This is a genomic window from Acidobacteriota bacterium, assembly GCA_009691245.1.
Taxonomy (GTDB): domain Bacteria; phylum Acidobacteriota; class Terriglobia; order 2-12-FULL-54-10; family 2-12-FULL-54-10; genus SHUM01.
Map to the genome: position 1 here is coordinate 12,224 of SHUM01000015.1, position 17,574 is coordinate 29,797.

Annotated in this window: 18 protein-coding genes; 16 read left to right on the plus strand and 2 right to left on the minus strand. The window is 60.7% G+C overall.

The genetic code is table 11. The features are described from left to right. The first annotated feature begins 172 nt into the window (after window positions 1-172). The 12 genes from EXQ56_05395 (at window position 173) to EXQ56_05450 (ending at window position 10,688) form a co-directional block, all read left to right on the plus strand. Window positions 173-913, plus strand: coding sequence for a class I SAM-dependent methyltransferase (locus EXQ56_05395; GenBank protein ID MSO19890.1), 741 nt, complete (start codon window positions 173-175; stop codon window positions 911-913). Beyond that, complete coding sequence (locus tag EXQ56_05400) at window positions 838-1,071, plus strand: hypothetical protein (GenBank protein ID MSO19891.1); 234 nt, start codon at window positions 838-840, stop codon at window positions 1,069-1,071. Before EXQ56_05395 ends, EXQ56_05400 begins: the two co-directional genes overlap by 76 nt. A 169-nt stretch (window positions 1,072-1,240) precedes the next feature. Continuing rightward, on the plus strand, window positions 1,241-2,548 hold the full coding sequence (locus EXQ56_05405; GenBank protein MSO19892.1) for an FAD-dependent oxidoreductase: 1,308 nt from the start codon (window positions 1,241-1,243) through the stop codon (window positions 2,546-2,548). Window positions 2,549-2,626: 78 nt separating this feature from the next. Further along, entirely contained in the window at window positions 2,627-3,898 is a 1,272-nt protein-coding gene (locus tag EXQ56_05410) for an anaerobic glycerol-3-phosphate dehydrogenase subunit C (protein ID MSO19893.1), read from the plus strand. Between the two features lie 11 nt (window positions 3,899-3,909). Beyond that, the gene (locus EXQ56_05415) at window positions 3,910-4,425 is read left to right on the plus strand and encodes a hypothetical protein (GenBank protein MSO19894.1); all 516 of its coding nucleotides are present in this window, start codon (window positions 3,910-3,912) and stop codon (window positions 4,423-4,425) included. A gap of 63 nt (window positions 4,426-4,488) precedes the next feature. Further along, window positions 4,489-5,001 carry an OsmC family peroxiredoxin gene (locus EXQ56_05420; GenBank protein MSO19895.1) on the plus strand — a complete coding sequence of 171 codons (513 nt, stop codon included), beginning with the start codon at window positions 4,489-4,491 and terminating at the stop codon, window positions 4,999-5,001. Window positions 5,002-5,272: 271 nt separating this feature from the next. Continuing rightward, the gene (locus EXQ56_05425) at window positions 5,273-5,995 is read left to right on the plus strand and encodes a hypothetical protein (protein ID MSO19896.1); all 723 of its coding nucleotides are present in this window, start codon (window positions 5,273-5,275) and stop codon (window positions 5,993-5,995) included. 48 nt (window positions 5,996-6,043) lie between these two features. Continuing rightward, on the plus strand, window positions 6,044-6,721 hold the full coding sequence (locus tag EXQ56_05430; GenBank protein ID MSO19897.1) for a TetR/AcrR family transcriptional regulator: 678 nt from the start codon (window positions 6,044-6,046) through the stop codon (window positions 6,719-6,721). A 168-nt stretch (window positions 6,722-6,889) separates the two neighbouring features. After that, a complete protein-coding gene (locus tag EXQ56_05435; protein ID MSO19898.1) occupies window positions 6,890-7,648 on the plus strand; it encodes a glycosyltransferase in 759 nt (252 codons plus the stop codon). Then, window positions 7,629-8,405, plus strand: a complete 777-nt coding sequence (locus tag EXQ56_05440; protein ID MSO19899.1) for a TVP38/TMEM64 family protein — start codon at window positions 7,629-7,631, stop codon at window positions 8,403-8,405. The genes EXQ56_05435 and EXQ56_05440 overlap by 20 nt, the downstream gene beginning before the upstream one ends. A gap of 35 nt (window positions 8,406-8,440) precedes the next feature. Further along, the gene (locus tag EXQ56_05445) at window positions 8,441-9,973 is read left to right on the plus strand and encodes a mercuric reductase (protein MSO19900.1); all 1,533 of its coding nucleotides are present in this window, start codon (window positions 8,441-8,443) and stop codon (window positions 9,971-9,973) included. Window positions 9,974-10,454: 481 nt separating this feature from the next. Further along, window positions 10,455-10,688 carry a CDGSH iron-sulfur domain-containing protein gene (locus tag EXQ56_05450; protein MSO19901.1) on the plus strand — a complete coding sequence of 78 codons (234 nt, stop codon included), beginning with the start codon at window positions 10,455-10,457 and terminating at the stop codon, window positions 10,686-10,688. A 106-nt stretch (window positions 10,689-10,794) separates the two neighbouring features. Here EXQ56_05450 and EXQ56_05455 read toward each other — a convergent pair whose 3' ends face one another. Beyond that, on the minus strand, window positions 10,795-11,400 hold the full coding sequence (locus tag EXQ56_05455) for a hypothetical protein (protein ID MSO19902.1): 606 nt from the start codon (window positions 11,398-11,400) through the stop codon (window positions 10,795-10,797). A 119-nt stretch (window positions 11,401-11,519) separates the two neighbouring features. After that, on the minus strand, window positions 11,520-12,605 hold the full coding sequence (trpD, locus tag EXQ56_05460; protein ID MSO19903.1) for an anthranilate phosphoribosyltransferase: 1,086 nt from the start codon (window positions 12,603-12,605) through the stop codon (window positions 11,520-11,522). A 663-nt stretch (window positions 12,606-13,268) separates the two neighbouring features. Between trpD and EXQ56_05465 the strand changes: the two genes are divergently transcribed. The 4 genes from EXQ56_05465 (at window position 13,269) to EXQ56_05480 (ending at window position 17,570) form a co-directional block, all read left to right on the plus strand. Next, a complete protein-coding gene (locus EXQ56_05465; protein MSO19904.1) occupies window positions 13,269-14,426 on the plus strand; it encodes an ADP-forming succinate--CoA ligase subunit beta in 1,158 nt (385 codons plus the stop codon). A gap of 127 nt (window positions 14,427-14,553) precedes the next feature. Further along, the gene (gene sucD / locus EXQ56_05470; GenBank protein MSO19905.1) at window positions 14,554-15,441 is read left to right on the plus strand and encodes a succinate--CoA ligase subunit alpha; all 888 of its coding nucleotides are present in this window, start codon (window positions 14,554-14,556) and stop codon (window positions 15,439-15,441) included. A 184-nt stretch (window positions 15,442-15,625) separates the two neighbouring features. Continuing rightward, window positions 15,626-16,039 (plus strand): nucleoside-diphosphate kinase, encoded by a 414-nt coding sequence (locus EXQ56_05475; protein ID MSO19906.1) that lies wholly within the window; start codon window positions 15,626-15,628, stop codon window positions 16,037-16,039. 151 nt (window positions 16,040-16,190) lie between these two features. Further along, window positions 16,191-17,570, plus strand: coding sequence for an exodeoxyribonuclease VII large subunit (locus tag EXQ56_05480; GenBank protein ID MSO19907.1), 1,380 nt, complete (start codon window positions 16,191-16,193; stop codon window positions 17,568-17,570). Window positions 17,571-17,574: the final 4 nt, after the last annotated feature.

Genomic DNA, 17,574 nt, shown 5'->3' on the forward strand with positions numbered 1-17,574 from the left:
GGAAAGCCCCCGGGCATTTTCCCCTGCGCTCCTGCCGCCGTTCGCCGACAAATAACCAAAATTTTCCATTCTGACAAAATTCGCGGTTCTGCCGGCCTTCTCCCCGATTCCCGAGTTCCCACTCCACGACCGTGGTATATTCTCAGGCGTCGTTGCTTTGCTGAGTGCCGAGATGCTTCTTCCTAAACCTTCGTTGGTGGCGAGAGTGTTGGGCCGGTCGGCCCGGCAAATGACTCTTTCCCAGAGTGAGTCGCTGGATATTCATGCCATCAGAAAAATGATGGAGCCGTTTCGCAAGACGCTGCGCGCGGTGAAGGATGACATCTCCGCTGGTCTCACTCGGCCCCTTGCGCCTGACATGCCCGCCTTGCCCGCTAGTCCTGCCGGGGAATTTGCGTGGTACCCGTATGAATCGTTGATGAACTTTTATCCGCTGGAGCAGTTGCTCCGCGACGAGGACCGCTACTTCCTAAGCATGGCGGGGGGCGAGCCGGTGCTTGATCTTGGCTGCGGCGACGGGGACGTTTCCCTCTTTCTGGAATCGCTGGGTTCCCAGGTTCACGCGGTGGATTTTCCCCCGACAAACTTCAATAACATGCGCGGCGTCCGTGCGCTGAAGGACGCGCTGCAATCATCGCTGGAAATATTCGAGGCTGATCTGGACGACCGCTTCACGCTGCCCGCGCCGCGCTATGGGCTGGCGTTTTTCTGCGGCATCCTCTATCACCTGAAGAATCCTTACTACGCGCTGGAGACGCTGGCCCGCCACGCCCGCTACTGCGTGTTGAGCACGCGCGCTCGACCGCCGACCACGCCGTGCGCTTCCAGCATCACCCCATGGCCTATCTGCTCGACGCCGGCGAAGCCAACGGCGACTCGACCAACTATTGGATATTTTCCGAGGCGGGCCTGAAGCGGATCGTAAACCGCTGCGGCTGGGACCTGCGCGCATACACCACCACGGGTGACACACAAAACTCCAATCCCAGCTCCGCAGATGCCGACGAACGCGCCTTCTGTTTTCTGGAGAGCCGCCAGTTGCCCGCCGCCGCAGCGCAAGGCACGCCGTAATTCAACACTGAGCACATGAATGTCTCTGTTGCCCTCGCAGTTATTCTATAATCACGCCGTGGTTGCACCGTTGTTGTGTTCGCGTAGTGTTGTGCTCGCATAGTATCGTGACTTCCTGTACGAAACTTCCTGTAAGAAACTGGCTGTAAGGAAGTGGATGGAAACGAAAATGGGGCAAGTGCCAATGCCAACTAATTCGGCAACCGCCGCTAACGCGCGGGATGCTCACGAGGTGCGGCAGTCCTCCTGTTGCGTTGTGGGGGGCGGGCCGGGTGGGGTGCTGCTGGCGCTGCTGCTGGCGCGTCGCGGCATTGATGTAACACTGCTCGAGGCGCATCAGGATTTCGACCGCGAGTTTCGCGGAGACACCATTCATCCCTCGGTGCTGGAGTATCTCGATCAGCTTGGATTGTCCGATGCTCTGCATCAGCTTCGCCATGCCAAAATTTATGGACCGACGATTCAAACCGCCGACGGGCCGTTTCAGCCGTTCGATTTTCGCCTGCTCAAGACGCGCTTCCCTTACATCATGGTGATGCCGCAGACTCGGTTTCTCGAGTTCCTGACGAGGGGAGCTTCCCAGTACCCGAACTTTCATCTGGTGATGGGGGCCAATGTCCATCGCTTGATCGAAGAAGACGGGCGCGTTTGCGGAGTGCAATACATGAGCAAGGACTCCGTGCTGCACGAAGTCCGCGCGCCGCTCACGGTGGGAGCCGATGGGCGTTTCTCCAGGGTTCGTCAACTGGCGGGCCTGCAGGCGGTGAAGACTTCGCCTCCGATGGATGTGCTCTGGTTCCGATTGCCGCGATTAGCGAGCGACATGGAGGAGTCCACAGGCCTGTTGGGTCGATTTGCGAATGGGTACGTTCTTGCCATCATCGCTCGTGAAGACTGTTGGCAGCTTGGTTTGGTATTTCGCAAGGGACTTTATCACGAGCTGCGCGACGCGGGAATCGAGGCGCTGCGGCGAACGGTTGTCGATTTGGAGCCGCGCTTTGGGCCCCATGTGGAACACTTAAAGGATTGGCAAGAGTTGTCGTTGCTGTCCGTGGAGTCCTCGCGCTGCCCGCGCTGGTATCGCGAGGGCCTGCTGCTGATTGGCGACGCGGCGCACGTCATGTCACCCGTGGGCGGCGTGGGCATCAACTACGCCATACAAGATGCCGTGGCAGCGGCGAATATTCTCAAGCAGTCACTCCTCGCTGGTTCCGTGACCACGGAACACCTCGCGGAAGTTCAGCGTACCCGCGAGTTTCCCACGCTGGTGATCCAGCAAATTCAGAGCTTCATGCAGGAGCGTGTGCTGCTGAATGTACTCAACTCCGACAAGTTAATCCGCATCCCAGCTTGGGTCCGTATGCTGCTGCGAGTGCCGGCGATCAGCAAAATACCCGCCTGGCTGCTGGCCTTCGGAGTCAACCGCCCGCGCGTGGAGGACCTCTCGCAAACTGCCGATGTTCATCTTGTAAACTAACCTATGCTAGGCTCAGGTGTTCGGGACGCGAAGTCGCGGGCGCGGGTGTGGCTGAGAATCGAGTGAGGAGACGCTGCGATGCAATTTGATATTCGCTCGGCGGAGTTTTGGGACGAGGCGGCCATGCATCAGGAGATGGTGCGCGTCTTCGACGTCTGCCATTCCTGCCGCGTCTGCTATACGCTGTGCCCTTCGTTCGTGAAATTCTTCGAGGTTACCGACGACATCGCGGGCATCTTCGGCAATGTCGAGGAGCTGGACACCGAGCAAATTCATCTGGTAACCGACCTGTGCAATCAGTGCAAAATTTGCGATCCCATCTGCCCGTACACGCCGCCGCACGCGCTTGATCTGGATTTTCCGCGCACGCTGGTGCGCTATAACTTTCTGCGCAAGAAGCGCGAGGGCGTCTCGTTGCGCGACCGCATGTTTGGGCACGTTGATCTGGTCGGCACCATGTCGAGCTGGTTCGCGCCGCTGGTGAACTGGGCCAACAATCATCCGCTGATCCGCGAGCAGATGCAGGAATATCTTGGCATCCACAAGGATCGCCATCTGCCGAAGTTCCACTTCAAGACGTTCTGGGACTGGGCCAAATGCCACGCCAAGCGTCAGGGGACAGGAAAAGATAAAGTCCTTCTTTATTACACCTGCACGGTCAACTACAACGAGCCGGACATCGCCAAGGCCGCCGTTGCGGTGCTCGAAAAAAACGGCGTCGAATGCTGGATACCGAAGCAGCAATGCTGCGGGCTGCCCTTCGTGGATTCCGGCATGCCCGATCATTTCATGAAGCAGGTGAAGGCCAACGTCGAACTACTCGTCGGCGCGGTACGCCAGGGCTATAAGATTGTCGTCCCCAGCGCGAGTTGCAGCTACATGCTCAAGCACGACTATCCCGACTACTGGCCCGGCGAGGAAGCCAAGCTCATCGCGCAGAATACTTACGACCTCTCCGAGTATCTGGTGATGCTGCACGAGCAGGGCAAGCTGAACACCGAGTTCTCGCAGAGCGCGGGGAAGATTCGCTATCACCAGCCCTGCCATTTGATGGCGCAGGAACACGGCATGAAGCCCAAGGACCTGCTGCAACTGATCCCCGGCACGGAAGTGAATCCGCTGCAATGCTGCAGCGGGCATGACGGCGCGTGGAGCGTGAAGACGGAATACTTTGAGGAGTCGATGAAGATGGGCGCGCCGTTGTTCAAGTTCATGGCGGCGGATGAGTCGGCCTGCTGTGCCAGCGACTGCCCACTCTCGGCGCTGCAGATCGAGCAGGCCACCGGACGCAAGGTGATCCACCCGATAGAAATAATGGCCAACGCCTACGGTGTGGAGTACAAAAAGTAGGGAGCGCGCTGATGGACTCGGTCACTCAGAAATTTCACGGGGCGTGGCGCTTTGTCTCCTCTATCCAGACGCTGGCCGACGGCACGACGCGCCCCAATCCCGGCTACGGGCTGCATGGCGTGGGCAATATTATCTACACGCCGCAGGGCCGCATGATGGTGTTCATCATGGACCCCAGCCGCGCGCCGTGGGCCTTTGACGCGCATCCCACCGAGCCAGAACTGCGCGCCGCCACCAAGGGCTTCCTCGCCTATGGCGGCCGCTACGAAGTGCACGCGGGAGAAAATGCCGCGGAGGGCTACGTCCTGCACCACGTCGATCTGGAGCCGTCGCCCAACCGCGTGGGGAAGACGCTGCAACGTTTTTATACGTTTGCCGAATCAGAAAACGGCACACGCCTGATCCTGCGCGCCGCCCCGCCGCTGCCCGCCGGCGTCGTCGAGTACGCCATCACCTGGGAGCGCCTCCCGGACCTAGCCACATGCGTTGAGCGGTCTTGTGATACCGTGCCGCGCGCAGCACCGTAACGCCCAACAGTCCGCGGCGCGATTTCGCTTGACAGCCTGCCTAACGTTCGTTAGACTTCATGTATGGTACGCATCAGACGGATGGCTCAGACAGGTTTACGCGTCGTGGCGGTGATGAAGTCCCCCCACTGCGTGGTAGTGAAGGCGGCGTCAACGGAACCGAGTCGCCCGGTGGTGAATGCGGCGAAGAAGTCGCTCACGCTGGACATGCCGGAGCTGCTCGGCGGCAATGATCGTGGCGTGATGCCTCTCGAAGCGCTGATGGCGGCTTATGCCGGGTCGCTGAACGTTACCGGAAATTTTGTGGCGCACACCTCCGAGTTTGATCTCAAGAGTTGGCAGTTCACGGTGTGGGCCGAGTTTGATCCGAGCGGCATTTGGGGGCTGAACAAGGTTACCAAGCCCATTCACGTGGTGCATGTCGAAGCGACCGTGGTTACCAGCGAATCGGAGAAGCGATTGCGCGAGTTGCGCGCGACCACCGAGCAGCGCGATCCCCTGCACCAGTTGCTCAAGAAGGCTGGCGTGAAGTTCCAGCAGAAGTGGACACGCGTGAAGCCAGGTGGGCGCGCGTAAAGCCAAAATAAGTTTTGGTTGTGCGCCGGATTTGCGTTACCTGGATTTACGTTAGGGCACGACTTTAGTCGTGCCGATGAAATTTGACGGCGCGAAGGGCTTCACCCCCTGAGGTACGTCCCTCAGCGGTTAAAACCGCTGGCAACATTCGCAGTTCAGGCACGGTTGAAACCTTGCCCTGACGACGGCAATTTGCAGACGAGTTGCAATTTGAGTTCGACCAATTTAAGTTTGACCGAATCAAGTTAGAAACAAGAAAGAGAGGCTACACATGGCAGGATTTACCGATAAGTTTGCATCACCCGCGGAGTTCCAGAAAGCTCCGCAGGAGTACAAGGACCTGTTCCTGAAGGTCATGACCATCCAGTCCGATTCCGAACTGGGCGGCCCGCACCTTTACGTCGAGAAGTGGATACTGGCCGCGCCCACCGCGGAAGACCAGATGATGCTGGCCAAGACGGCGGCGGAGGAGTTCGACCATCATCGCAAGTTCGTGAAGATCATGGCCGATCTGAACGTGGACTTGAACTATCAGATTCGCAATGGCCGCGAGAAGCGCATGCTGGAGATTTTCCGCCTGCCGCTGGAAACCTGGGCCGACATGGGCGTTTTCGGCGCCTTCATCGACCGTGTGGGCGGCTATCATCTGAGCGATTTCGCCGAGTGCTCGTATCTCCCCTTGGCCAAAATCATTCCGCAGATTCTTAAAGAAGAGGCGCAGCACATCGCGCACGGCCTGCGCATTCTCGATACGCTGTGCCAGAGCGACGAGGGCCGCGCGGAAGTGCAGCAGTCGGTCGATCGCATGTATCCCCGCGCGCTGGACATGTTCGGCGTTACCGGCTCCAAGACCAGCGAGAAGTATCTTAACTGGGGCATCAAGCGCCGCTCCAATGAGCAGTCGCGCACCGAGTACCGCGAAGAGATGGTCAAGGTGATCGACCAGTTTGGCCTGAAGGAACCCGATCCGCTGAAGGGCCGGCACTATCTCTAAACCGGGCTGTAATTAACCACACCGAAGCCGTCGGTTAGGGAACCAGCAATGCAGAATGATACTGAGGGAGGGCTGGCATTTCGGGCAGGCACGCTGCTGCCCGCCACCCTCCCTCGTCCCCATGCAGCCAAGCTGGTGATCCGCGCCGATGCGCCGCGTCTCGATCAGATTCGCGCCGTCGGTTGCGATCTCCTTTTTCAATACGGCTATTCGGGCATGACCATGCGGCAGATCGCCGCGCGCCTCGCGATCAAAGCCGCCAGCATCTATTACCACTTCCCCAGCAAACAAGACATCCTGTTCGATCTGATGCGGCGCACCGCCACGGATCTGCTCGAAGGCCTGCGCCGGATCACGCAATCCGGCAAAGGCCCGGCCGCGCAGTTCGAGGACGCTGTGCGCTGGCACGTCCTGTTCCACACCCAGAAGCGCGAAGAGGCTTTTGTCAGCCACTCGGAACTGCGCTCGCTCGAACCCGATAATCTCGAGGCGATTCTCAAGCTGCGCGAAGAATACGACCGCATGTTCGACTCCATCTTGAAGGAAGGGCACCGCCAGGGAATTTTCCAGGCGCAGCCGAACGGCGTCGTGCGCAACGCCATCCTCACCATGTGTACGGCCACGGCGGGCTGGTTTTCGCCCGAGGGCCGCCTCTCCGCTTCTGAAGTCGCCGACCAGATGTGGAGCTTGATCGCCGCCGCGCTGCTCCCGCCCGCCGCAATATAATTGCATTCCGCTATGCGGCGATTTTTTTTCTCGATGTCATTCTGAGCGAAGCGAAGAACCTGCTGTTGCCTGCCGTTGGGAGAAAATCATATCTTTCGCTGCGCTCAGGATGACATCGCCTGAATCGTTAGGCGAAGTAACCCGCATGGGTATCAGAAGGCTGAGGGCATGTCTGCTGGATTAACTGCGCTGTCCAGTCTGAACAATAAGCATGCGCGCGACGTGCCGGTCGCGGAGATGCCGGGGCGCATCTCCATCATCATTCCCGCGCTGAATGAGTCCGCCACGCTGCGCGATTGTCTGCCGGGCCGCCTGCCCCCGGAAGTCTGTGAAGTGATTCTTGCCGATGGCGGCAGCACCGATGCGACCGTCGCCATCGCCCGTGAACGCGGCTGGAAGATTGTGGCATCACCACCCGGACGCGCCACGCAAATGAACGCGGGCGCGGCATTCGCCACGGGTGAAATTCTGCTCTTCCTCCATGCCGACACGGAACTACCCGAGCGCTACGCCTCCGAAATTCGGCGCGTGCTGGCGCTGCCGAAAATGCTCGCGGGCGCGTTTCGACTGGGGATTCGCTCCCCACGTCTCTCGCTGCGCATCATCGCCTGGCTGGCCAATTTCCGTTCAGCCACGCGGCAGCTTCCCTTTGGCGATCAGGCGATCTTCATCTCCGCGGATCAGTTTCGCGACGTCGGCGGATATCCCGATCTGCCGATCATGGAGGACTACGAACTCATGCGCCGCCTGCGCCGCCGCGGCCGCGTCGGCCTCGCTCGCGGCAGCGTGCTCACCTCGGCGCGCCGCTGGCAGCGGCTCGGCGTTTTCCAAACTACGCTCATCAATCAGTCGTGCCAACTGGCGTATCGCTGTGGCGTCTCGCCGAATCGGATTCACCGTTGGTATTATGGATCGCGCTCGGAATGACAACAATGGAGCGGTCGGTATCGTGAGGCGCAAGGTAATGGACCAGCAACCGATTAACCAATCCACAGCGCACGGCCAATGGTGGCGGCCCGTTCTTTTGGCCGCGGCGATACTGGCCGTACTCGCGCTGGCGCATCTGCTGGGCGTGCGGGAGCGGCTCGGCGGGCTGCGCGAATGGATTGCCACGCTGGGCGCGTGGGGGCCGGTGGTCTTTGTGCTGCTCTACACGGCGGCGGTGGTGGCGGCGCTGCCGGGTTCGCTGCTGACGCTGGCCGGCGGCGCGCTGTTCGGTGTGGTGAACGGCGTGGCGCTGGTGAGCATCGCTTCCACGCTGGGTGCCTCCATCGACTTCCTCATTGCACGCTACTTCGCGCGCGCAGCCGTTTCGCGCTGGCTGTCCCGCAGCGAAAAATTCCAGATGCTCGATAAACTGGCTGGCGATCGCGGCGCCATCATCGTCGCGCTGACCCGGCTGGTCCCGCTCTTTCCATTCAACCTGCTCAACTACGGATTCGGCCTCACCGCCGTGCCCTTTCGTACCTACGTTTTTTGGTCCTGGCTGTGCATGCTGCCGGGCACGGTGCTCTATGTGGCCGGCTCGGATGCGCTGTTCAGCGGCCTGTCGCAGGGCCGCGTACCATGGAATATCGTAGCCGTGATCGCGCTGATGGCCGCGCTGCTCGCCGTACTGATCCCCGTCGCTAGGCGCAGGCTCAACGCGCCGGTGCCGGAAGCCTCTCGAAAGGGAAAAGCATGAGTCCGCTGCCGGAAAAATTCTTCGAGCTGGAACCGATGGATGCGCACAACAGCGCTTTGCTCGCTAATGTGCATCCCGCCGATTGGCAGAATCCGCAGCCGCGCGCGCGTTACAACCTGGTAGTGATTGGCGCGGGTACGGCAGGTCTGGTAGCGGCGGCGGGCGCGGCGGGACTTGGCGCAAAGGTCGCTCTCGTCGAGCGCGCCCTGCTCGGTGGGGATTGTCTGAACACGGGCTGCGTGCCCTCGAAGGCGCTCATCCGCGCCGCGCGCGCTGCGGCAGAAATGAACTTCGTGCGTGCGCTCGGCGGCTCGGCGGAGCGCGCGCCTGACTTTCCCACCGTCATGGAGCGGCTGCGCGCGCTGCGCGCCCGCATGAGCCGCCATGATTCGGCAGCTCGCTTTTCTTCGCTCGGCGTGGATGTGTTCATCGGCAGCGCGCAGTTCGCATCACCGCAAGCAGTGAAGGTGAGTGCCCAGTCTGGTGTTCATCGGCTGAACTTTTCGCGCGCTGTAATCGCCACGGGCGCCCGCGCCGTCATCCCGCCGATCCCGGGGCTGGCCGAAGCCGGGTACTACACGAATGAAACCATTTTCAATCTTACCGAGCTGCCGCGGCGCCTGATAGTCATCGGCAGCGGGCCGATCGGCTGCGAGCTGGCGCAGGCCTTCGCGCGGCTGGGCGCGACCGTGACGCTGGTGGAGAAGTCCGCGCAATTTCTCCCGCGCGAGGATGCCGCTGCCGCCGCCGTGCTGCTCGATGCGTTGCACCACGACGGCGTGGATGTTCGGCTGCGCACATCCGTCGAGCGCGTTACCGTGGAGGGCGGCGAGAAGCGGGTGCAGGTCGCCAGCCATGGCGTCGTGGATGTGTTGGCAGCCGACGCGATTCTCGTGGGAGTGGGGCGCGCTCCCAACGTGGACGGGCTGGGGCTCAATGCCGCCGGAGTGAAGTATGACCGTGCCAACGGCATTGCCGTGGACGACGCGTTACGCACGTCGAACGCGCGCATCTACGCGGCGGGCGATGTCTGCCTGTTGCATAAGTTCACGCACACCGCCGACGCCGCGGCGCGCATGGTGATTCAGAATGCGCTGTTCACTGTTGGTCCGCTGGGGCGCAGGAAGTGGAGCGACGTTATCATCCCCTGGTGCACTTACACGGATCCGGAGATTGCGCGCGTGGGTCTCGATGAGAAGCAGGCCGCCGCGCGCGGCGTGGCCATCGACACCTTCAAGGTGGCCATGAGCGACGTGGATCGCGCCGTACTAGATGCCGACGCGGCTTCTGCAAGCAACCGCCCCGCCGGCTTCCTGAAAATTAATGTGCGCCGCGGCACGGACGAGATTCTGGGCGCGACGCTGGTGTCGAGCCACGCCGGAGAGAGCATCAGCGAGATCACTTTGGCCATTACGCAGCGCATTGGGCTGGGCCGCCTGAGCGGCGTGATTCACCCTTATCCCACACAGGCCGAAGCGATCCGCAAATGCGCCGACGCCTATCGCCGCACGCGGTTGACGCCCGGCGTGAAGGCGCTGTTCGAACGCTGGCTGCGCTGGCGGCGGTGATTTCCACACTTTTTTCGTCGTCATTCCGAGCGCAGCGAGGAACCTGCTTTTCTGCCGTGCCGCGTCTCAAAGCCGCGCGCGTCAGCAAGCCGACACGCTGGCGCGATCAGAAAACAGCAAAAGCATATTCCTCGCTTCCCGATAAATCGGGACAGGCCGTGAGGAATGACGACAAAAAGTAACGCGAATAGTTTTCCAGCAACCTCTAAAGTCTCTCGCCTTTTTACCACCGGTTGTGGGATTCTAGAGGCATGGGAAATAAAGATGCCAAGAAGCGTGAAGTCCGTAAGCCCAAGAAGAAGCCGGTAGTGGTAGCCCCGGCGCCGCAGCGATAACGTAGCGCGGATTCCTGGACCGGACGCCGAGCGAGCCTCTACTGGGCTTGCCGCCGCGCCGTCTTCAAATCAGGATCGAATTCATTCATTGGTCTGAATAAATTTTCAATGGAACGTCATTCGCACGTATTGATAGAGGGGGATTCATGGCAGCATCAAATGTTACGGTTCGCAACAACGGGCCGCTGGTGGTGGAAGGTGATTTTCAAATCTGCGATCAGGATGGCGGCGTGTTCGGACTGGCCGGGCGCACCAAGATCAGCCTGTGTCGCTGCGGCTTGTCAGAGAACAAGCCGTTCTGCGATGGTTCGCACGCTCGGCAAGGTTTCCAGAATATGCAGAAGGCCCGCGAGTTGCCTCCTCCCGCGCCGAAGCCGTAGTTTGGCAAGGAATAGGTATTAGGCAATAGGGAACGCGGCACTGTGACGCAACGAAAAAAGCCCGTGCTACGATGCACGGGCTTTTTAATTTTCATGTGATGGCAGGCTAGGCGGTTGCTGTCGCGGTCTTCGCAGTGAGTGTGCGCGCGGCCATCGCATGCAGGCCGAACAGCACTCCCGTGTACAGCGCATCGCCCGCCAGCGTGGTGCCGAAGAACGGCAGCGCGGCGGCGTAGCATGTCAGCAGGCCCGCCAGCGTGTGCGGATACATCACCATGCCCGCTCCGCTATCCGGCGCGAGCCACACCGCGAAATTGGTCAGCAGGAAAAACTGCGTGCTGCACAGCAGCGTCGCGCCGCCGAGCCGCGCCACGGAAAATTTCTTCAGCATCGCGCGCCCGATCAGGACGTTGATCAGGAACGCCGCGTAGATGAACGGCGTGTTGAAGCGGAACATGTGGAAGCCTTGCGCGGCATATCCGTTGACGTAATAGAGCAGCACGTCGGTGATGGCCATCAACGTCAGCGGCATCGCGAATGCGCGCCAGCCGGAGAGTTTCGCGCCGCCGTAGAGGCTCATGCCGCCCACCGGCGTGAAGTTCGGCGGATGCGGGATCAGCCGCGCCAGCGCCGCCGCCACCGTCAGACCAGACGCCAACAACGACGAGTGCCGCGCTTGAAGCTTGTTGGTTTCCGCGTGATTCAAATTCATCTAGCGCTCCTTGTGCCTGTTCACGATCCGTTTCAAACTAATGCACCATTCTATTGCATGTAATGCGCGCTGTATAGCAGTTAGTGCGCGCGGCACTGTGACGCGACACGGGCGCACAATCATTTCATCGCTACGATGTCGGCGCGGTTGGTGAAAGCGATGTAGTCGGCGAGCTTCTTCTTGGCGGCGCCAGAGTCAATCGTCTGCGCGGCCAGCGCGATGCCTGCATTGATGTCCGGCGCGCGGCCCGCCACGGCCAGCGCGGCTCCGGCGTTCAGCAGCACGATGTCTCGCTTGGGGCCTTTCTCGCCATCGAGCCCAGGATTCAAAATGGCGTGGATGATGGCCACGTTCTCGCCGATCTCGCCGCCGAGCAGGTCGCTCATCTTGGTGCGCGCGATGCCGTAGTCCTCGGGCTTGAGCCGCCACTCCTTCACTTCCTTGCCGTTGACTTCGCCGATCTGCGTCTCGGCGGTGGTGGTGATCTCGTCGAGGCCATCGAGGCCATGCACCACAAACGCACGGCGCGTGCCCAGCTCGGCCAGCACGCGGGCGTGCATTCCGGTCATGCGCGGCTCGTATACTCCGCTCAGTTGCGACGCTGCGCCCGCCGGGTTGCACAGCGGCCCCAGCATGTTGAACACGGTGCGAATCTTGATGTCGCGGCGCACCGGCTGCGCGTACTTCCACGCCGCGTGCAGCGACGGCGCGATCAGGAACGAGATGCCCACTTCGTCAATCGCGGCCGACATCGCGGCGGGCGAGAGGCCAACATTAATGCCGATTGCTTCGATTACATCAACGCTCCCGCATTTTGACGAGATTGACCGGTTCGAGTGCTTGGCAATGCGCACGCCCGCGGCGGCCACCACGAAGGCCACCACGGTCGAAATGTTGAACGTACCGCTGACATCGCCGCCAGTGCCGCAGGTGTCCAGCATGTCGTTGTTCCAAGGCTCGGCGAGCGACTCGCGTCCTGTGTCCGACATATCCTGGGTGACCTTCACGTGTGCCCGTACCGGCGCGGCGTGGGCGCGGACAGCCTGCACGAAGCCGATCAGCTCCTCGGTCACTTCGCCCTTCATGCGCAGCGCGGTTACGAACATGGCAATCTGCATGCCGCTGGCCTTGCCGGCGAAAATTTCTTCCATGATGTCGCGCGCCTGCTCGCGCGTCAGATCCTTCCGCGCAAACAGGGTGGGCATAGCCTCAAAGAGGCGGTCCGGATTAAGCGCCGGCGGCGTGGGTGTAGTTGTGCTCATGCGGTTGAGGTCAATTCCATACTCAATCCTATGGTTGGTAACAAGCTATTTTTAAATCGCAACCACGACACGCTGAAACCAGATAATGAGAAATACCAGGCCAATTATTCCCATGTACCTGAGGTAAGTTGGATACCAGGGTTTCAGAACCATACTTGCGAATGGCCATTTTTGAAGGATTCTACCGCTTCTTAGAAATTTCTTTCGGTAGTAGGCTGCTACCCTTTCCGGCCTGAAGGCGCACAGTGCAAGAATCGCGGCCATGAGGATTGTACCGACAAGCAAGAAAAGCATTGGTGGATTCATTCATGCCGCTCATTCTCCCCTCGGTCCTCGCTTTCCCAAAGGGCAACATTAACTTGAAACTTCCTACAATCTGAATCCGCAGGCAGGTTGCAAAGTACGCAGCCTTTCTCTTAAACTAGAATACTTTGCGAGTTGCATCAGACGGCGCTATGTCGCCGCGCCGCAAAGTCCATTCTAACGATAGCACGCCTGTTGGGGGAAGGAAGCATAGGAGGCAGAGGAAGCATAAGACGCATAGGACAAGATTTTTCCTCTGCGTCTTTTGCCTCCTGTGCGTCCTCTGCCTCGGAGTTCAAAACTATGAAGATACACGAGTACCAGGGCAAGGCGATTTTTCGCAAGTATAACGTGCCGGTGCCGGACGGTGAGATCACCGACACGCCCGAGGGCGCTGAGGCCATTGCCCGCAAGATGGGCAAGCCGGTTGTGGTGAAGGCGCAGATTCACGCCGGCGGGCGCGGCAAGGCGGGCGGCGTGAAGATTGCCAAGACGCCGGAAGAGGCCAAGGCCCACGCGGCGACCATTCTCGGCAAGAAGCTGGTTACCATTCAGACCAGTCCCGAGGGACAGATGGTCCGCACGCTGCTGGTGGAAGAGACGCTGCCCATCGCGCGCGAACTCTACCTCGGCATCGTGATGGACCGCGCCTCGTCCGGCGTGGTGTTCATGGTGAGCACCGAGGGCGGCGTGGAGATTGAGAAGGTGGCTCACGAGACGCCGGAGAAGATTGTGAAGGAGCATGTCGTCCCTGGGCTGGGGTTGCAGGCTTATCAGGCGCGCAAGCTGGCTTTCGCGCTGGGCCTTTCCGCCGAGATGATTCCGCAGGCCACCGAGTTCATGATGTCGCTCTACCGCTGCTTCGAGGCCACGGACGCTTCGCTCGCCGAGATCAATCCCTTGGTGGTTACCTCCGATGGCCGTCTGATCGCGCTTGACGCCAAAATCAATTTCGACGACAACGCGCTGTTCCGCCACCCCGACATCCGCGAGATGCGCGACCTGCATGAGGAAGAGCCGCTCGAGGTGGAGGCCAGCAAGTATGCGCTGAACTACATCAAGCTCGACGGCACGGTCGGCTGCATGGTCAACGGCGCGGGCCTGGCCATGGGCACCATGGACATCATTCAATACGCGGGCGGCAGCCCGGCGAACTTCCTGGATGTCGGCGGCGGCGCGTCAGCGGAACAGGTGAAGCACGCCTTCGAGATTCTGCTCTCCGACAAAAACGTGAAGGCCGTCTTGATCAACATCTTCGGCGGCATCATGCGCTGCGACATTGTGGCCACCGGCGTAATCCAGGCGTCGAAGGAATTGGGCGTGAAGATTCCCGTGGTGGTGCGTCTCGAAGGAACCAACGTCGAACAAGGCCAGAAACTTCTGCGGGAGTCGGGCCTAAACTTTACAGTAGCCAATGGCATGAAGGACGCGGCGGAGAAGGTAGTGGCGCTGGCGAAGTAAGCCTCTCCTGATTGTCATTCCGAGCGCAGCGAGGAATCTGCTGTGCTGGAATGACGGAGAAACAGCAGATTCCTCGCTGCGCTTGGAATGACAGCGAGACAGACATTGTGGATTGGGGAAATAGATCATGAGCATTCTGGTTGATGAGAAGACGCGCGTAATCGTTCAGGGCCTCGGCCGCGAAGGAACGTTTCATGCCACGCAGTGCCTGAACTACGGCACGCAGGTGGTGGGTGGAGTGAAGCCCGGCAAGGGCGGCACGACGCAGGAAGTTGGCGACAAGAAGTTGCCCGTGTTCAATACGGTCGAGCAGGCGAAGAAGGAATTGAATGCGCGCGTGTCGCTGATCTTCGTGCCGCCGGCGGGCGCCGCCGACGCCATCATGGAGGCCGCCGCGGCGGACATCCCGCTGATCGTCTGCATCACCGAGGGTATTCCGGTGTTCGACATGGTGAAGGCCTGGGCGTATCTGAAGACGACGCGCTCGCGGCTAATTGGGCCGAACTGTCCCGGCATCATCTCGCCGGGCAAGTGCAAGATCGGCATTATGCCCGCGCACATCCACAAGCCGGGCCGGGTCGGCGTGGTCTCGCGCAGCGGAACGCTGACGTATGAAGCGGTCGGCCAGCTCACCGCGCTGGGCATCGGGCAGTCGAGCTGCATCGGCATTGGCGGCGATCCCATTATCGGGACGACGCACAAGGACGCCATCGAGATGTTCAACGCCGACCCCAACACCGACGCCATCGTCATGATCGGCGAGATCGGCGGCACGGCCGAGGAAGAGGCCGCGGCCTACATCAAGGAATTTGTGACGAAGCCTGTAGTTGGATTCATCGCCGGACAGACCGCGCCTCCCGGCCGCCGCATGGGCCACGCCGGCGCCATCATCAGCGGCGGCAAAGGCACGGCGGCGGAGAAGATGTCGGTCATGCGCGACGCGGGAATCACCGTGGTCGATAGCCCCGCGCAGATCGGCCAGGCCGTAGCGGATTGTTTGGGCGTGAAGAAGTAAATCTGAAACTAAGGAAGCAGAGGAAGCAGAGGAACGGAAATCGATATTTGGCATCGGATGTGCACCAATGTTTTGCTTCCTTTGCATCCTATGCCTCCTCTGCTTCAACCAATCGGGCGAAATCTCAACTGTGCAACTGAGCATTAGCCCATCAGAAAAGTTTGGAGGAAACAGCTTGGCAGCAATGAGAACACTTGCGATTATCAAACCGGATGGCGTGCGTCAGAATAATATCGGCGACATCATCAAGATGTTTGAAGAAAACAAATTCAAGATTGTCGGCATGAAGATGCTGCATCTATCGAAGAAGCAGGCCGAAGGTTTTTACGCGGTGCATAGCGCGCGGCCGTTCTTCGACAGCCTTACCACTTTTATGAGTTCCGGGCCGGTGGTGGTGATGGTGCTCGAAGGCGACGACGCCATCGCGCGTCTGCGCACGGTGATGGGCGCGACCAATCCCGCCAACGCCGCCGAGGGCACCATCCGCAAGCGCTTTGCCACGACCATCGAGTACAACGTGATCCACGGCTCGGATGCGCCGGAGACGGCGGCGGTCGAGATCGCGTATTACTTCAACCAGCTTGTGCTGGTTGGCTAGCGTATCCTCGTAATTGAATGAAAGCGATTACGCATTGGTAGCCACGGTCGGCGTTTTTCTGGCCGTGGGTTTTCCAAGTGAGACACAAACCCCACGGCGAGAAAAGCGCTCACCGTGGCTACCACTAGCGCTTTCGCCAGAGCCTCGCTCCATGGAACCCAGTCAATTCCAACTCAGCTTCGCGGCGCCCGAGCGGCGCATCTTCAAGGTCAGCGAGCTGAGCAAGCGCGTGCGCGAGCGGCTGGAGACGGAGTTCGCCGACATCTGGGTCGAGGGCGAAATCTCCAACTACCGCCCCGCGCCCTCGGGGCACCTCTATTTCACATTGAAAGATGAATCGGCGCAGTTGCGCTGCGTCTGCTTCAAGACCAGCGCGCGCCTGCTGAAGTTCCGTCCCGAGGACGGCTTGCAGGTCACCGCGCGCGGGCGCATCAGCGTGTATGAGGCGCGCGGCGAGTATCAGCTTTACGTCGAGTTGCTGGAGCCGCGCGGCGTGGGCGCGCTGCAATTGGCCTTCGAGCAATTGAAAAAGCAGCTCGCGTTCGAGGGCCTGTTCGCGGTGGAGCGCAAGAAGCCGTTGCCGCGTTTTCCACGCCGGATCGGCATCATTACTTCGCCGCGCGGCGCGGTGGTGCAGGACATGATCCGCATCCTCGAGAGGCGGCACAAGAATCTGCATCTGCTGGTCTATCCCGTGCGCGTGCAGGGCGAGGGCGCGGCGGAGGAGATCATCAATGGCCTGCGCCACTTTCACACGGCGCCGCCCAAGGGCACGGCTGTCGATGTGATCATCATCGCGCGCGGCGGCGGGTCGCTCGAAGACCTGTGGGCATTCAACGAAGAGAAGCTCGCGCGCGCGATCTCCAAATGCACCATTCCCATCATCTCGGCAGTGGGCCACGAGACGGATTTCACCATCGCCGACTTTGTCGCCGACCTGCGCGCGCCCACGCCCTCGGCGGCGGCGGAGCTGGTCATCGAGACCGCGGAGCAGATCGAGCAGCGTCTTGCCGCGTATGAGTCCAACATGCGCCGAGCCATCCAGTTTCAACTGTTGCAGCGCCGTCAGGAATTGACCGAGTGGATGGCAGGCCGCGGATTCCAGACGCTGCGCGCCGTGGTGGAGCAAGCCGCGCAGCGGGCTGACGAGGCCACCGCGCAACTGACCGAGGCCGCGCTGCTGGCGCTACGCAACGCCCGGCGGCGCTGGGAGCGCCATGATGCCGTGCTCCAGCACATGGACCTGCGCGGTCGGCAACAGCGCGCGCGGCTGCAACTCGGACAGTTATCCGGCGAGATGGGCCAGCACATGCGCATGCTGTTGGGTGCGCGGCGTCGCTCGCTCGGACCTCTGCTCGCCCAACTGGATTCACTGAGCCCGCGTCGTATTTTGGAACGCGGCTACGCGATTGCCTTCGATGCGAATGGGAAAATTCTGAAGGATGCCGCGCAGTCCGGCGAGGGCCAGCCCATCACCGTGCAGTTAGCGCGCGGGCGGCTGGCGGTGAACGTCAACAAGATAATTCCGTGACAGT

What these genes read in the sequence shown, in the direction of transcription:
- EXQ56_05435 (MSO19898.1), top strand. Translation starts at nt 6,890, where the DNA reads ATGTCTGCTGGATTAACTGCGCTGTCCAGTCTGAACAATAAGCATGCG.
- EXQ56_05465 (MSO19904.1), top strand. Translation starts at nt 13,269, where the DNA reads ATGAAGATACACGAGTACCAGGGCAAGGCGATTTTTCGCAAGTATAAC.
- sucD (MSO19905.1), top strand. Translation starts at nt 14,554, where the DNA reads ATGAGCATTCTGGTTGATGAGAAGACGCGCGTAATCGTTCAGGGCCTC.
- EXQ56_05425 (MSO19896.1), top strand. Translation starts at nt 5,273, where the DNA reads ATGGCAGGATTTACCGATAAGTTTGCATCACCCGCGGAGTTCCAGAAA.
- EXQ56_05475 (MSO19906.1), top strand. Translation starts at nt 15,626, where the DNA reads ATGAGAACACTTGCGATTATCAAACCGGATGGCGTGCGTCAGAATAAT.
- EXQ56_05445 (MSO19900.1), top strand. Translation starts at nt 8,441, where the DNA reads ATGGATGCGCACAACAGCGCTTTGCTCGCTAATGTGCATCCCGCCGAT.
- EXQ56_05450 (MSO19901.1), top strand. Translation starts at nt 10,455, where the DNA reads ATGGCAGCATCAAATGTTACGGTTCGCAACAACGGGCCGCTGGTGGTG.
- EXQ56_05420 (MSO19895.1), top strand. Translation starts at nt 4,489, where the DNA reads ATGGTACGCATCAGACGGATGGCTCAGACAGGTTTACGCGTCGTGGCG.
- EXQ56_05410 (MSO19893.1), top strand. Translation starts at nt 2,627, where the DNA reads ATGCAATTTGATATTCGCTCGGCGGAGTTTTGGGACGAGGCGGCCATG.
- EXQ56_05395 (MSO19890.1), top strand. Translation starts at nt 173, where the DNA reads ATGCTTCTTCCTAAACCTTCGTTGGTGGCGAGAGTGTTGGGCCGGTCG.
- EXQ56_05400 (MSO19891.1), top strand. Translation starts at nt 838, where the DNA reads ATGGCCTATCTGCTCGACGCCGGCGAAGCCAACGGCGACTCGACCAAC.
- trpD (MSO19903.1), bottom strand. Translation starts at nt 12,605, where the DNA reads ATGCCCACCCTGTTTGCGCGGAAGGATCTGACGCGCGAGCAGGCGCGC.
- EXQ56_05405 (MSO19892.1), top strand. Translation starts at nt 1,241, where the DNA reads ATGGGGCAAGTGCCAATGCCAACTAATTCGGCAACCGCCGCTAACGCG.
- EXQ56_05430 (MSO19897.1), top strand. Translation starts at nt 6,044, where the DNA reads ATGCAGAATGATACTGAGGGAGGGCTGGCATTTCGGGCAGGCACGCTG.
- EXQ56_05440 (MSO19899.1), top strand. Translation starts at nt 7,629, where the DNA reads ATGGATCGCGCTCGGAATGACAACAATGGAGCGGTCGGTATCGTGAGG.
- EXQ56_05415 (MSO19894.1), top strand. Translation starts at nt 3,910, where the DNA reads ATGGACTCGGTCACTCAGAAATTTCACGGGGCGTGGCGCTTTGTCTCC.
- EXQ56_05480 (MSO19907.1), top strand. Translation starts at nt 16,191, where the DNA reads ATGGAACCCAGTCAATTCCAACTCAGCTTCGCGGCGCCCGAGCGGCGC.
- EXQ56_05455 (MSO19902.1), bottom strand. Translation starts at nt 11,400, where the DNA reads ATGAATTTGAATCACGCGGAAACCAACAAGCTTCAAGCGCGGCACTCG.